Origin of the sequence: Microvirgula aerodenitrificans DSM 15089, from assembly GCF_000620105.1 — a bacterium.
Taxonomy (GTDB): Bacteria; Pseudomonadota; Gammaproteobacteria; order Burkholderiales; family Aquaspirillaceae; genus Microvirgula; species Microvirgula aerodenitrificans.
Map to the genome: position 1 here is coordinate 1 of NZ_JHVK01000013.1, position 13,530 is coordinate 13,530.

Sequence of the window (13,530 nt, forward strand, 5' to 3'; positions counted from 1 at the left end):
TTGCATGTGTAAAGCATGCCGCCAGCGTTCAATCTGAGCCAGGATCAAACTCTTCAGTTCAATCTTTGCAAAACTGGCTGACGCAATTCTCAAAAGAACTTCTGAAAGTTCTTCCTTGACTGTGTAAGCCTTGCTTTTCAGCAAGCGCCTACACTTATCGGTTGTCTGTTTTGTTAAAGAGCGTTTTTCCGAACTGAATCAGCAACTTGCTGCTTCGTTCGGCGCTGCGTCGTGCAGCGAGGAAGCGAACTATACGTCCGCCCCTCCCTTCCGTCAACACCCGTTTTCCGCTTTTTTGTCACCGATCCGGCAAGTCCTTGAGCGGAAAGATTTTTCCTGAAACCACTTTTCCCGCTTCATCCTGCGACGGCAATCAGCGAAGGCGATTTCCCGCTGGCGATGTCCAGCAGACGGTCGATATTCGGGTGTTTTCCGGGGTTCGCCCGGGCATCCGCGCTGTGTTCCGCATACAGCAGCAGCCCGGCTTCGGCCGCTTCCGGGCCGATACGGGCCTGGAAATGATCGAGCAGATAGCGGTAGACGCGCAACGAACCGCTCTGTCCCGGCTTGTCTTCCAGCAGGACCGGAGGCACTTCGCTCTCGAACCCCAGCAGCGTCAGCCGGCAGGCCGCCGCAAAGTGGCCGCGCCCTGCGTCCAGCAGCGGCAGGATTTCGGCAAAGGTCTTGCCGCGCAGCTGCCCCTGCATGACCGCGCTCTCCCGCTGCGACACGCCAAGCGGCTTGTCTTCCACCAGGTAGGTCTTGCTCATATGGCGGAACAGGTCGGTGCCGGCGAGACGCAGGGTCTCGAACAGCACCATTTCGCGCGTCACCAGAATCACTCCGGCCTGCTGGCAACGCAGCAGGGCGACGTCGACGTCGCTGTCGGCGCGGGAGCCGATGCAGTCGCGGACCAGGAAGACCTGCCTGCCCTGCGCGCGCAGTTCCAGCACGGTCTGCAGCACGCAGACGTGGGCTTCCATCCCGCACACGATCACTTGCGAGCGCGCCATCAGGCTGTCCGGCAGGCAACCGGCGGCCACGCAGGAGAAGTGGTTCTTTTCGACGATATCGGCACGCGGCGCCCGCGCCAGCAGCGACGGGGCGGTATGCCCCAGTCCGCGCGGGTACTGTTCGGAGAAGACAATCGGCAGACCGGCATCGGCCGCGGCCGAGATCAGTTTGCCGGCATTGGCCAGCAGCGCTTCCGCGCCACGAATGGCCGGCAGCAGCTTGTCCTGGATGTCGACCACCAGCAGGGTGGCGTCGGAGAGATCAATCAGCATGCGGAGTCCTCGTTCTGGGGAAGGAAGATCAGGCGTCGGCGTAGGGTTCGGCCGAACGGATGAGCGGTTCGCTTTCTGCGGCCTGCAGCCATTCGTTCATTGCCGGCAGTGCATAGAGGGCATCGACCCAGTCGCGCACCAGCGGCGGCAGCTGGACGCCGTAGGTGACAAGCCGGGTCGCCACTGGCGCATACATGGCATCGGCAATGCCGAACTCGCCAAACAGGAAACGTCCGGTGCCGCCAAAGCGGGTCCGGCAGTCACTGACCAGTTCGACCACCCGCGCCACGTCGGCCAGGGCCGCGTCGGTATGGCCGCGCCCGGGCAGGCGGGCGCAGAAGTTGGTCGGCATCGCCTGGCGCAGTGCGCCAAAGCCGGCATGCATTTCTGCGGCGATCGAACGCGCATGGGCACGGGCAATCCGTTCCGCCGGCCACAGCGGCAGTTGCGGAAAACGCTCGGCCAGATAATCAAGGATCGCCAGCGATTCCCAGACCAGCGCGCCATCGTCGATCAGTGCCGGCACCTTGCCGGTCGGCGAGTAAGCCAGCCGCTCGGCACGGGTGTCACCCTGGTACAGGTTGACCATGATTTCGTCGAACGGCAGATCGAAGTGGCGCATCAGCAGCCAGGGCCGCAGCGACCAGGACGAATAGCGCTTGTTACCGATGATCAATTGCATGAAATCTCCCGCGTGCAGGTCACAGTGAGCAAAACGCTCCGGCATGCGGAGCGTTTCTGGTAATAGCTACAGCTTATTCGGCTTCATCGATCCACGCCATCTGGATGGCTTCGAGGATCTTCTCGCCACAGTGACCGGGGTCGTCGTCGAAGTCGGGCAGTCCCATCACCCAGTCGCGCAGGTCGGTAAAACGTACCGTTTTCGGGTCGATGTCCGGGTGCTGCTCCACCAGCTCGATGGCGATATCCAGCGTATCGGTCCATTTCATGTTCAATTCTCCTTGATGTCGGCGACACGGGTACCGGTAGCCGCCACCAGGTCGGCGGCCGTGGTGCGGAACACGGCGAACGGGCTGCCGGCTGCGGCCCAGAGCTCGTCATACTGGAACAGGTCTTCATCCAGCAGCAGATCGACCGGATCGTTGGCATGGCCGACCGGCGATACGCCACCGATGGCGAAGCCGGTCTTTTCGCGCACGAAGTCCGCGTTCGCCTTGCCGATGGTCTTGCCGGTCAGTGCCGCCAGCTTGGCGGTCGACACGCGGTTGGTGCCGCTGGCGACGACGATCAGTGCGCGGTCGCTGTCGACCTCGCGAAAGACCATGGATTTGGCAATCTGCGCCACGCTGCAGCCGATGGCGGCGGCGGCTTCGGCCGAGGTGCGGGTCGAATCCGCCATTTCGCGGATCTCGGCCTGCAGGCCCAGTGCTTTCAGTGCTTCCGCGACCCGGGCGACGCTGCCGCCGCCTGTCGCGCCCTGAGGATGCTCACTCATGCTTCTCCCCTGCCCGGCCGGCAGTTGACGGCCGGTCCGATGAGCTGATCAATGATGTTCGCGGGCGTGGTTGACGGTATAGCGCGGAATGTCCACGACCAGATCGTCTTCCGCCACGATGGCCTGACATGACAGGCGGGACTGCGGTTCCAGCCCCCATGCCTTGTCGAGCATATCGTCTTCCAGCTCGTCGGACGGATCAAGGGAATCGAAGCCTTCGCGCACCACGACGTGGCAGGTGGTGCAGGCGCAGCTCATTTCGCAGGCATGCTCGATCTCGATATCGTGTTCCAGCAGGAGCTTACAGAGGTTCTGCCCGGGAACGGCGTCGATGACCGCCCCGTCCGGACACAGGTCGGGATTGGGCAGGACGATGATTTTCGGCATGGGGAGTCCTTACAGGTCGCTGATTTTCTGGCCGGCCAGCGCGCGACGGATATTGCGATCCATGCGCCGGGCGGCAAATTCGTTGGTGGCGTCGTTCAGGCGGGCAGTGGCGGCGTTGATGGCCACGGTCTGTTGCGAGGCGATCGCGCTGCGCAGCCCGGCTTCGGCATCGACGATCGCGGCCCGCTCGGCGCCGTCGAGCAGATCGCCGTCGACCTGCAGTGCGGCTTCCGTCGTGGCGAGCAGGCTTTCCGCGTCAACCACGGCTTCGCGCAGCTTGCGCGCGACGATATCGTCCTTCACGTGCTCGATCGAGTCGGCCAGCATCTGGGTGATCTGGTCGTCGGTCAGGCCGTAGCTCGGCTTGACCGAGATGCTGGCCTCGACGCCGCTCGACTGCTCGCGCGCGCTGACGCCGAGCAGGCCGTCGGCATCGACCTGGAAGGTGACGCGGATCCGCGCCGCACCGGCCACCATCGGCGGGATGCCGCGCAGTTCGAAACGCGCCAGGCTGCGGCAATCGGTAACCAGTTCGCGCTCGCCCTGCAGCACATGCACCGCCATGGCGGTCTGCCCGTCCTTGAAGGTCGTGAATTCCTGCGCCCGCGCGGTCGGGATGGTGCTGTTGCGCGGAATGATCTTTTCCACCAGCCCGCCCATGGTTTCGATACCGAGCGACAGCGGAATCACGTCCAGCAGCAGCCAGTCGTCTTCGGTCTTGTTGCCGGCCAGCACATTGGCCTGCATGGCGGCACCGAGGGCGACGACCTGGTCCGGGTCGAGGTTGGTCAGCGGCGTGCAGCCGAAGTACTCGCCGACCGAGCGGCGGATTTGCGGCATGCGCGTCGCGCCGCCGACCAGCACCACGCCGTTGACGTCCGCCGGCGCGATCTTCGCGTCGCGCAGCGCCTTGCGCACCGGCAGCAGGGTCTTTTCCACCAGCGTGCGGCTGATGTCGCCGAAGACGTCGCGCGTCAGCAGCAGGTCGACTTCGGTCTTGTCCGACAGCACGGTGTTGATATGCGCCTCGCTGGCGTCGGTCAGGCGTTCCTTGGCAGCGCGGGCGTGGGTCAGCAGCAGGCGGATGTCGTGGTCTTCGAGTTGCGACAGCGATGCCTGTTCGAGAATCCAGCAGAACACGCGCTGGTCGAAATCGTCGCCGCCCAGCGCGGAATCGCCGCTGGTCGACAGCACTTCGAACACGCCGCGTGTCAGGCGCAGCACCGACACGTCGAAGGTGCCGCCGCCAAGGTCATAGACGACGTACACGCCTTCGGACGCGTTATCCAGGCCGTAGGCGATGGCCGCCGCCGTCGGTTCGTTCAGCAGGCGCAGCACATTGAGGCCGGCCAGCCGCGCCGCGTCCTTGGTCGCCTGACGCTGTGCGTCGTCGAAGTAGGCCGGCACGGTAATGACGGCACCGGTCAGTTCGCCGCCCAGCGACGCTTCGGCGCGGACTTTCAGTGCCCGCAGGATGTCGGCGGAGATTTCGACCGGCGACTTGACGCCCTGGCGGGTCGCCAGCTGCACCATGCCCGGCGCATCGACAAAGCGGTACGGCGTCGAGGCGGTGTCGCCGATGTCTTTCAGGTCGCGGCCCATGTAGCGTTTGACCGAGACGATGGTGTTGTGCGGATCGTCGCTCTGCCGCGCGCGCGCGGCATGGCCGACGACGACGCTGCCGTCTTCCATGTAGCGGACCACCGAGGGCAGCAGGTTGTAGCCATGCTCGTCCGGCAGCACGGTGGCAGAACCGCTGCGCACGGTCGCCACGAGGGAGTTGGTCGTGCCCAGGTCGATGCCGACCGCGAGGCGATGCTGGTGCGGAGCGGCCGACAGGCCGGGTTCGGAGATTTGCAGCAGAGCCATGAACGTTATGTCACCACAAAACGGGACGAGGACGACCGCTGGCGGCGGCACGCCGGATCAGTCCGGCGGCCTGCGGTCTCGTCACCCCTTGGGAATCATCGGAATCAGAACAGCAGCGCCTCGATGGCATCGCCGATTTCTTCATCGAGTTTTTCGAGAAAACGCAATTTTCGCACGAGCAGCGCCGCAGTTTCATTGTCTGCGTCGACATCCAGCGCCTGCCCGAGGCTGACGGTCAGCGCGTCGGTGTCGCGACGGACGTCGGCCGACAGGCGTTCCAGCTGGTCGACGTCGCGCGCGATCCGCGCGTCCGCCACGGCCTCGCGCCACTCCATCTGTGCCATCAGGAAGTCGACCGGCATCGCGGTGTTGGTTTCTTCCTGGGTATCGACACCCGCCAGCGACAGCAGATAGCGCGCGCGCAGCAGCGGGCGCTTCAGCACCTGGTAGGCTTCGTTCACGCGTGTCGCGTACTGCATGGCCAGACGCCGGTCGGCATCCGGCTTGTGCGCATGGCGGTCAGGGTGGACCTCGGCCTGCACGCGACGGTAGGCGGCTTCAAGTGCCGGCAGGTCGACGGCGAAGCGCTGGGGCAGGTCGAACAGGGAAAAGTGGGTCATCGGGCGGACAGTGCAGCAGAAATGAACAAGGCGCGCCTCCTCGCGGAGGGCGCGCCTGGCAAGCGGGGCTCAGACGTGGAAGCTCTCACCGCAACCACACTCGTTCTTCACGTTCGGGTTGTTGAACCTGAAGCCCTCGTTGAGGCCTTCCTTGACGAAATCGAGTTCGGTGCCGTCAAGGTAGGCCAGGCTCTTCGCATCGGTAAACACCTTGACGCCGTGGCTCTCGAACGTCAGGTCCGAACCGTCGACCGCGTCGACGAACTCGAGCTTGTAGGCCATGCCGGAGCAGCCGGAGGTTTTGACGCCCAGCCGCAGTCCGACACCCTTGCCACGCTTTTCGAGGTAGCGCTGGACGTGACGCGCCGCGCTTTCGGTCAGGGTAATCGACATCATGCGTCCCTTCTCAGTTTTCCGCGCCGTGCTTCTGCTTGTAGTCGGTCACGGCCGCCTTGATGGCGTCCTCGGCCAGAATCGAGCAGTGAATCTTGACCGGCGGCAGCGCCAATTCTTCGGCAATCGCGGTGTTCTTGATCGTCAGGGCTTCGTCGAGCGTCTTGCCCTTGACCCATTCGGTGACCAGCGAGCTGGAGGCGATGGCGGAACCGCAGCCGTAGGTCTTGAACTTCGCGTCCTCGATCACGCCGTCGGCACCGACCTTGATCTGCAGCTTCATCACGTCGCCACAGGCCGGTGCGCCGACCATGCCGGTCCCGATGGTGGTGTCGCCCTTTTCGAACGAACCGACGTTGCGGGGATTCTCGTAGTGGTCGATGACCTTGGAACTGTAAGACATTTCTCTACTCCTCGAAGCGAGGCCGATCCGCCCTGTTTCCGGTCGGGATCAGCCCGTCAGTCAATCAATGCGCGGCCCACTGGACGCTGTTCAGGTCGACGCCGTCCTTGAACATTTCCCACAGCGGCGACAGTTCGCGCAGCTTGCCGATCTTGTCGTGCAGCAGCTTCACGGCAAAGTCGATTTCCTCGACCGTGGTGAAGCGGCCGATGGTGAAGCGGATCGAGCTGTGCGCCAGTTCGTCGTTGCGGCCCAGGGCGCGCAAGACGTAGGACGGTTCCAGCGACGCCGACGTGCAGGCCGAACCCGACGACACGGCCAGGTCCTTGATCGCCATGATCAGGCTTTCGCCTTCGACGAAGTTGAAGCTGACGTTCAGGTTCTGGGCGACGCGGCGTTCGAGGTCACCGTTCAGGTAGACCTGTTCGATGTCGGACAGCCCGCTCCACAGCCGGTCGCGCAGCATGCGGATGCGTTCGTTCTCGGTGGCCATTTCCTCGCGGGCGATGCGGAATGCCTCGCCCATGCCGACGATCTGGTGCGTGGCCAGCGTGCCGGAGCGCATGCCGCGTTCGTGACCGCCGCCATGCATCTGCGCCTCGATGCGCACACGCGGCTTGCGGCGGACGTACAGCGCGCCGATGCCCTTCGGGCCATAGGTCTTGTGGGCGGAGAAGCTCATCAGGTCAACCTTGAGCTTTTCCAGATCGATCACGACCTTGCCGGTGGCCTGGGCGGCATCAACATGGAACAGCACGCCCTTTTCGCGGCACAGGTTGCCGATGGCATCCATGTCCTGAATCACGCCGATTTCGTTGTTGACCAGCATGACCGACACCAGGATGGTGTCCGGACGGATGGCGTCGCGCAGGCGGTCGAGGTCGAGCAGACCGTTGTCCTGCACGTCGAGATAGGTGACTTCAAAGCCCTGGCGCTCCAGCTCGCGCATGGTGTCCAGCACGGCCTTGTGTTCGGTCTTGACCGTGATCAGATGGCGGCCCCGGGTCTTGTAGAACTGGGCCGCGCCCTTGATGGCCAGGTTGTTGGACTCGGTCGCACCGGACGTCCAGACGATTTCCTTCGGATCACAGTTGACCAGCCGCGCGACTTCGGTACGGGCGTTTTCGACCGCCTCTTCCGCGACCCAGCCGAAGCTGTGGCTGCGCGATGCGGGGTTGCCGAATTTTTCGGTCAGGAACGGGATCATCGCCTCGGCGACACGCGGGTCGATCGGGGTGGTTGCCGAGTAGTCGAGATAGACGGGAAGCGAAAGTTGGCTCATCGATATGCTCCAGTTGCCAATGAGGTTCGTCAGGCTGCGGCGCGTGCGTCGCTGCGGCCGCGCCGCTCACGGGCGTCGACCAGCACATTTTGTCCGCACTGCGCGCGCTGCTGATCCACCAGGCTGCCGAGCGTAACGGCCTCGAGGTAGGCATAGATTGTGCGGTTGAGATCGGTCCACAGATCGTGGGTCATGCAGCGGTGGCTGTCGTGACAGTTTTCCTGCCCACCACAGGAGGTGGCGTCGAGCGGTTCGTCGACGGCGATGATGATGTTCGCGACGGAAATGTTGACTGCATCCCGGGCCAGACAGTAACCACCGCCCGGACCGCGCACGCTGTCCACCAGTTCGGCACGGCGCAACTTGCCGAACAACTGCTCGAGATAGGACAGGGAGATGCCCTGGCGCTCGCTGATGCCGGCGAGCGTGACCGGACCGTTGTGCTCGCGCAGCGCCAGATCCAGCATGGCGGTTACGGCGAAGCGGCCTTTGGTGGTCAATCGCATGTCGTTCTCCCTCATCGAATTTCGATGGTGAGAATACTAAAACCCGAGTGTTTTAGTCAACAATTTTATTGAGCCGGTCAGGGTCGAAATCGTCGCCGTTGCGGCCGGCGTTTCCGGTGTCGATACCGTGCTGTTCGAGCAGGGCGAGCAGCCGTTCCAGGCGCCGGTCGGTCAGTGCCGAATGGTCGATCAGCGCGTGCAGCGCCTTGACCACCGGATCGTTCATGTCGCCGCCGACCCCGTACTGGGCAAAGCGCGTGTCGGTGCTGCCGCCATCGCGCGACTCGACCAGTCTGGCCGGGATGCCGACGGCGGTCGCGCCAGCCGGCACGTCCTTCATGACGACAGCGTTCGAGCCGATACGCGCCTTGTCGTGCACGGTGATCGGCCCCAGCACCTTCGCGCCGGCGCCCACCACGACCCCGGCGCCGAGTGTCGGGTGGCGTTTGCCTTTCTGCCAGCTGGTGCCGCCCAGGGTGACGCCATGATACAGCGTGCAGTCATCGCCGACTTCTGCCGTTTCGCCGATCACGACGCCCATGCCGTGGTCGATGAACACCCGGCGGCCGATACGGGCGCCGGGATGGATCTCGATGCCGGTCAGCCAGCGCGACAGATGCGACACGAAGCGCCCGCTCCACTTGAAGCCGCGCTGCCACAGCCCGTGCGCCAGCCGGTGCAGTGTCAGGGCGTGGAAGCCGGGATAGCAGGTAAGCACTTCCCAGACGGTCCGCGCGGCGGGATCACGGTCGAACACGCAGCGGATATTTTCGCGCAGCCGGGAGAACATTGTCGGGTCCGGTGTCAAAGAAGGGACACCGCGAGTGTGGGCCACCCGCGGGCAAATGCAAACCGGTTCAGTGGCTGCCGTGGGTGACCGCGGCGATCAGGATCTTGCCGACCGACTCCAGTGCGGCGGCAAAGGCCTGGCTCTGGCTGTCGAAGGTCACCGAGGCGACGCTGTCGCCCTTGCCGGCGGCCCAGTTCACCACCGGCGCCAGGCACGCATACGGCACGCCCTTTTCCCGGGCCAGCGCGGCTTCCGGCATGCCGGTCATGCCGACCATGTCGGCACCGTCGCGTTCCAGCCGGCGGATTTCCGCCGCGGTTTCCAGTCGCGGCCCCTGGGTGCAGGCATACACGCCGCCATCATGGGCGTCGACGCCGGCGCTCTTTGCGGCCTGCAGCAGGCGCGCGCGCAGTCTGGCGTCATAGGGCAGTGTCAGGTCGGTGTGGACGACCGGGATGTCGGCGCCTTCGAAATAGGTGTGCGCGCGGCCCCAGGTGTAGTCGATGATCTGGTCCGGCACCGCGACGGTGCCCGGTGGCACGCCGGCGGAAATGCCGCCGACCGAGCCGACGGCGACGATGCCGCTCACGCCCTGCTCCGCCAGTGCCCAGATGTTGGCGCGGTAGTTGATCTCGTGCGGCGCCAGCGAATGTCCGTAGCCGTGGCGGGCGATGAACACGACCGGATGGCCGCCGATCAGGCCGAAGGTCAGCGGGCAGGACGGATCGCCGAACGGGGTGCGGACGATCTGGCGCTGGGTGGATTCGAAACCGGGCAGGCGGTACAGGCCGCTGCCGCCGATAATGGCGAGCATCACGTCTCCATGACGGAATGAGGATGGCGAAACATACCATTCGCTTCGCCATCCACCAACGGCCACGCGCCGCCGTGATCCGGAATTACAGTACGCCGTCCTTGCGCATGCGCTCGATCAGCACCCCGGCCAGCTTCGTGGTCAGCCCGGCCACGTCCTGCCCGGCGATGGTTTCGCTGGTGCCGCTCCAGATGACTTTTTCCTGTTTGAAGTCCCACAGCGTCGACTCGATGACCAGCACTTCATACTGGTCGACCTGCGGCGGCATCGATGCCCAGGCCGCGCCATACCAGCCATAGAAGCCGCCATAGCCCGGTCCCATGTAGCCGGGCGACACGCTGATGCGCTGATCGACGCGCAGCAGCCGGGTGACCAGGATCGCGTCGGAACCGGTCCGGGTGACCGTGTCGCGGATGTCGGCCCGCGACAGCTGCCCGCTTTCCGGCAGCAGCGCATAGCTGGTCGCGGCCGGGATGCCGGCATCGCGCAGGCTCCGGACAAAGCTGTCCTCGAAGATGCGGCGATGACTGTCGCTCTTGCTGATGCCGATCACCAGTATCTGCTTCGGTGCCGGTCCGCTGAAATCGGGGCTGCGCCAGACCGAGGTCAGTTGCGGCGTCGAGCAGGCGGTCAGTACGACGCAGGCGGCCACGGCCAGCCAACCGGCAATCCGGCGGCCTCCGGTGGAGAGGATCGACATGGCTTACTCCTGTGAGTGGGGGGAATGACTGTCGGCAGGGGTCGGGACGCTGTCCGGCGTCACGACAGGCGACACCAGGCCCTCATCGATCCATGCCTTCAGCAAGGTATAGGACACGGCCAGAATCACCGGACCGACAAACAGGCCGACGATGCCGAAGGCCAGCAGGCCGCCGATCACGCCGACCAGGATCAGCAGCAGCGGCAGGTCGGCGCCGCGCCGGATCAGGATGGGGCGCAGCACATTGTCCAGCGTGCCGACGATGCCGGTCCAGACCAGCAGCGACGTCGCCCACACCGGCTCGTTCTGCCAGTACAGCCATGCTACCGCGCCCAGCAGTGGCAGCGTCGGCCCGATCTGGGCGATGCACAGCAGCAGCATCAATACGGTCAGCAGACCGGCAAACGGCACGCCGGCAATCCAGACGCCGAGCCCGCCGAGCGCGGACTGGGTCAGCGCGGTGACGACGATGCCCAGCGCAACGGCGCGGATGGCCATGCCGGCCAGCAGCAGCGCATTCTCGCCCCGGGAGCCGGCCAGCCGGCGTGCAAAGCGCCGCAGGCCGCAGGCCGCCGCTTCGCCCCGGGCGTACAGGATGGCGGACACCGCCAGCGTCAGCAGCAGGTGGACGACCAGCATGCCGGCCGAGCCGGCGGCAGCCAGCCCCTGGTTGGCGATCAGCATCGCATACGGCTGCAGCCGGGCCAGCACGCCGCCGGAGCCGGCATCGGACAGGCGCTGCCACTCGCTGCCGACGGCGTTGCCGATCAGCGGCAGCTGTCCCACCCACGCCGGCGGCGCCGGCAGGGTGTAGGCGGGCAGTGCCTTGGCCCAGCCGGCGATCGCGTCGGCATGCTCGGCCACGATGGAAATCCCGGCGACGATGGGCAGCACCAGCAGCACCAGCATGATCAGCATCATGACCAGCACTGCCAGGCTGCGACGTCCCCACAGCCGGCGCTGCACCGACAGCAGGATGGGCCAGGTCGCGACGACCACCGTGGTCGCCCAGACCAGCGCGACCAGGAACGGACGCAGGACCCAGAGGCTGCCGGCAATCAGCAGACTGGTAATCAGGATGAGGAGCAGCGCGCGCGCCAGATCGTTGCGGGGAGAAACAGGGTTCACGGACGCTCCATGGCGCAGGGTCGAATGACTAGGATGCCCGGAGCCCGGGCAGAATGCGAGTGAGTATAGAACAGCGTTCCCTTGCCGGCGGCGGGCCAAACCCGCGCGGCAGGCGGATAATGCGCGCATGAACATCCATCTGGCCTTTGCCCGCCTTGTGCCGCCGGACGCTGATGCGGCGCCGCTCCCGCAGCGCGCCTCGCTGGCCGCCCGCGCGCTGCTGGCACGATTGCTGGCGGTAACGCACGGCATGGAGGTGCTGCCGGAGATCGTGCGCGAGGCCGGCGGCCGCCCCCGTTTCCGCGATGCCGCGCTGCCCGCCTTCAGCCTCAGCCACAGCCGCGACTGCATTGCGGTTGCCCTGGGCGGAACCGGGCCGGTCGGCCTCGATATCGAACTGCCGCGACCACGCACGCACATGGCCGACATGGCCGATGCGCTGTATTCGGCACCGGAGCGCGACTGGATGGCGTCAGGTCCGGCACTGGAACGCTTCTACCTGCTGTGGTGCATCCGCGAGGCGGCGCTGAAGGCGGGAGGGCACGGGCTGGCGGAGCTGTCCCGGGTCGAGGTCGATCCGGTCGCCGCCACGCTGCGCTATCCGCGCACGCCGCACGGCCAGGTGCTGGCCGGCCTGCATGACGGCTGCAGCTGGGCGCTGCATGTGCCGTGGCCGGCGCGGCTGCACTGGCGGGATGCGCAGGCCGCGCCGATCGGCAGTCCGCCGCTTGTCCTCCGGCTGGACTGCCTGCCGGCCGGATCAGGCGTCGGCCAGCTTGCGACAGATCAGTAGCGTGTGACCCTTGCCGAGGTCGTCGTATTCGTCCTCGACATGAAAGCCCGCCAGCCGCAGGCACTTCAGCATCACTTTCGAGTGATAGAAACGGCTGTTGCCATTGGCGAGGCAGGTAAAGTACAGCGATGTCGCATTGAGACTGAAGGCTGCCGCCTCGAAGCGCTGACGGTCCCAGAACAGCTCCATGATCGCCAGCCGGGCGTCCGGGCGCATACTGCGGCCGATCAGCTTGAGGATGTGGACGATCTCGTCCTCGCTGAAGCAGTCGAGGAACTGGCTCATCCACCACAGGTCGGCGTCGCCGGGCAGCTGTTCCGCCTTGAGAATGTCGACCGGCCAGCCGTCGATGCGGCCGGCCAGCCCCTCGCGTTCGATGTTGTCCTGCGCCAGGGCCAGTTGCTGCGGCAGATCCAGCAGCGTGACACGCACGTCCGGATCGTGGCGCGCACAGCGCAACGCCCACTTGCCGGTATTGCCGCCGACGTCATAGATATGCGCAGGCCGGTAGTGGAAGATTTTCGCCAGCGCCTCGCTGAACGCCTGATCGGAATAGAAGTGGTCGAATTCGAACCAGCTTTCGCGCGCCTCGTCGGGCAGTTCGCCGAGTGCCGGGTAGATGGTCGGCCAGTCGCCGAACACCTGCAGCCCGGACGGCTTGCCACTGCGGATGGCATCCAGCAGATGGCGCATCGCCTCGTAGCAGGTGTGCTGGGTGAAGTCCATGTTGGTCCGGGTCATCGGATCGTTCAGCAGGTAGTGACCGACCCGGGTCAGCCGGTAACGCGCCGACTTCAGGAACAGCACGCCACCGCTCAGTCCCATGTCCAGCAGCACCCCCACGGCATAGGGTGTCAGCCCGCTGTCGTCGACAAGGGTTTCCAGACTCGCGCCGTCGCGGTCATGCCGTTCCAGCGCGGCCAGCAGGCCGGTCTCGCGCAGGCACCAGACCGCCTGGAACAGAATCGGCGCAAAGGCGATCTTCTGCGCAGCCGATACGGCCTCCAGCGCGTTCAGTCGATCATGGTCATAAACGGTTTCCACCCTGTCTCCCTGTTGCGGTCCGGCCAGCCGGACCCGTCGTGCATAGATGATGCCGGCCC

At 65.4% G+C, this 13,530-nt stretch carries 17 protein-coding genes; 1 reads left to right on the top strand and 16 read right to left on the bottom strand.

Annotation, left to right across the window (positions count from 1 at the left end; genetic code table 11):
* Nucleotides 1-356: 356 nt before the first annotated feature.
* The 15 genes from Q352_RS24120 to ydiK all read right to left on the bottom strand — a co-directional run bounded on the left by Q352_RS24120 (nt 357) and on the right by ydiK (nt 11,634).
* Nucleotides 357-1,286: an isochorismatase family protein gene (locus tag Q352_RS24120; protein ID WP_084300104.1), complete on the bottom strand. Its 930-nt coding sequence runs from the start codon at nt 1,284-1,286 to the stop codon at nt 357-359.
* Nucleotides 1,287-1,314: 28 nt separating this feature from the next.
* Entirely contained in the window at nt 1,315-1,968 is a 654-nt protein-coding gene (locus tag Q352_RS0111700; protein WP_028499503.1) for a glutathione S-transferase family protein, read from the bottom strand.
* A gap of 73 nt (nt 1,969-2,041) precedes the next feature.
* The gene (gene iscX / locus Q352_RS0111705; protein WP_028499504.1) at nt 2,042-2,236 is read right to left on the bottom strand and encodes a Fe-S cluster assembly protein IscX; all 195 of its coding nucleotides are present in this window, start codon (nt 2,234-2,236) and stop codon (nt 2,042-2,044) included.
* Nucleotides 2,237-2,238: 2 nt separating this feature from the next.
* Nucleotides 2,239-2,742: a YbaK/EbsC family protein gene (locus Q352_RS0111710; RefSeq protein WP_244879577.1), complete on the bottom strand. Its 504-nt coding sequence runs from the start codon at nt 2,740-2,742 to the stop codon at nt 2,239-2,241.
* A gap of 48 nt (nt 2,743-2,790) precedes the next feature.
* Nucleotides 2,791-3,129: an ISC system 2Fe-2S type ferredoxin gene (gene fdx, locus Q352_RS0111715; RefSeq protein WP_028499506.1), complete on the bottom strand. Its 339-nt coding sequence runs from the start codon at nt 3,127-3,129 to the stop codon at nt 2,791-2,793.
* A gap of 9 nt (nt 3,130-3,138) precedes the next feature.
* Nucleotides 3,139-4,998, bottom strand: coding sequence for a Fe-S protein assembly chaperone HscA (gene hscA, locus Q352_RS0111720; RefSeq protein ID WP_028499507.1), 1,860 nt, complete (start codon nt 4,996-4,998; stop codon nt 3,139-3,141).
* A 104-nt stretch (nt 4,999-5,102) separates the two neighbouring features.
* Complete coding sequence (gene hscB / locus Q352_RS0111725; RefSeq protein WP_028499508.1) at nt 5,103-5,618, bottom strand: Fe-S protein assembly co-chaperone HscB; 516 nt, start codon at nt 5,616-5,618, stop codon at nt 5,103-5,105.
* A 69-nt stretch (nt 5,619-5,687) separates the two neighbouring features.
* Complete coding sequence (gene iscA / locus Q352_RS0111730; protein ID WP_028499509.1) at nt 5,688-6,011, bottom strand: iron-sulfur cluster assembly protein IscA; 324 nt, start codon at nt 6,009-6,011, stop codon at nt 5,688-5,690.
* A 13-nt stretch (nt 6,012-6,024) separates the two neighbouring features.
* On the bottom strand, nt 6,025-6,414 hold the full coding sequence (gene iscU, locus Q352_RS0111735) for a Fe-S cluster assembly scaffold IscU (protein ID WP_028499510.1): 390 nt from the start codon (nt 6,412-6,414) through the stop codon (nt 6,025-6,027).
* 64 nt (nt 6,415-6,478) lie between these two features.
* Nucleotides 6,479-7,696: an IscS subfamily cysteine desulfurase gene (locus Q352_RS0111740; RefSeq protein WP_028499511.1), complete on the bottom strand. Its 1,218-nt coding sequence runs from the start codon at nt 7,694-7,696 to the stop codon at nt 6,479-6,481.
* Between the two features lie 29 nt (nt 7,697-7,725).
* Nucleotides 7,726-8,202 carry a Fe-S cluster assembly transcriptional regulator IscR gene (gene iscR, locus Q352_RS0111745; protein WP_028499512.1) on the bottom strand — a complete coding sequence of 159 codons (477 nt, stop codon included), beginning with the start codon at nt 8,200-8,202 and terminating at the stop codon, nt 7,726-7,728.
* 52 nt (nt 8,203-8,254) lie between these two features.
* Entirely contained in the window at nt 8,255-9,037 is a 783-nt protein-coding gene (gene cysE / locus Q352_RS0111750) for a serine O-acetyltransferase (RefSeq protein ID WP_255420215.1), read from the bottom strand.
* Between the two features lie 22 nt (nt 9,038-9,059).
* Nucleotides 9,060-9,806, bottom strand: coding sequence for an S-methyl-5'-thioinosine phosphorylase (locus Q352_RS0111755; RefSeq protein ID WP_028499514.1), 747 nt, complete (start codon nt 9,804-9,806; stop codon nt 9,060-9,062).
* 85 nt (nt 9,807-9,891) lie between these two features.
* On the bottom strand, nt 9,892-10,506 hold the full coding sequence (locus tag Q352_RS0111760; protein ID WP_028499515.1) for a hypothetical protein: 615 nt from the start codon (nt 10,504-10,506) through the stop codon (nt 9,892-9,894).
* Between the two features lie 3 nt (nt 10,507-10,509).
* Nucleotides 10,510-11,634, bottom strand: a complete 1,125-nt coding sequence (gene ydiK / locus Q352_RS0111765; protein ID WP_028499516.1) for an AI-2E family transporter YdiK — start codon at nt 11,632-11,634, stop codon at nt 10,510-10,512.
* A gap of 127 nt (nt 11,635-11,761) precedes the next feature.
* On the opposite strand from ydiK, the gene Q352_RS22325 reads away from it, so the two are divergent.
* On the top strand, nt 11,762-12,427 hold the full coding sequence (locus Q352_RS22325; protein WP_051528900.1) for a 4'-phosphopantetheinyl transferase family protein: 666 nt from the start codon (nt 11,762-11,764) through the stop codon (nt 12,425-12,427).
* Here Q352_RS22325 and Q352_RS0111775 read toward each other — a convergent pair.
* Nucleotides 12,395-13,471 carry a methyltransferase gene (locus Q352_RS0111775; protein ID WP_028499517.1) on the bottom strand — a complete coding sequence of 359 codons (1,077 nt, stop codon included), beginning with the start codon at nt 13,469-13,471 and terminating at the stop codon, nt 12,395-12,397. The two genes, Q352_RS22325 and Q352_RS0111775, sit on opposite strands and share 33 nt — an antisense overlap.
* Nucleotides 13,472-13,530 lie beyond the last annotated feature (59 nt).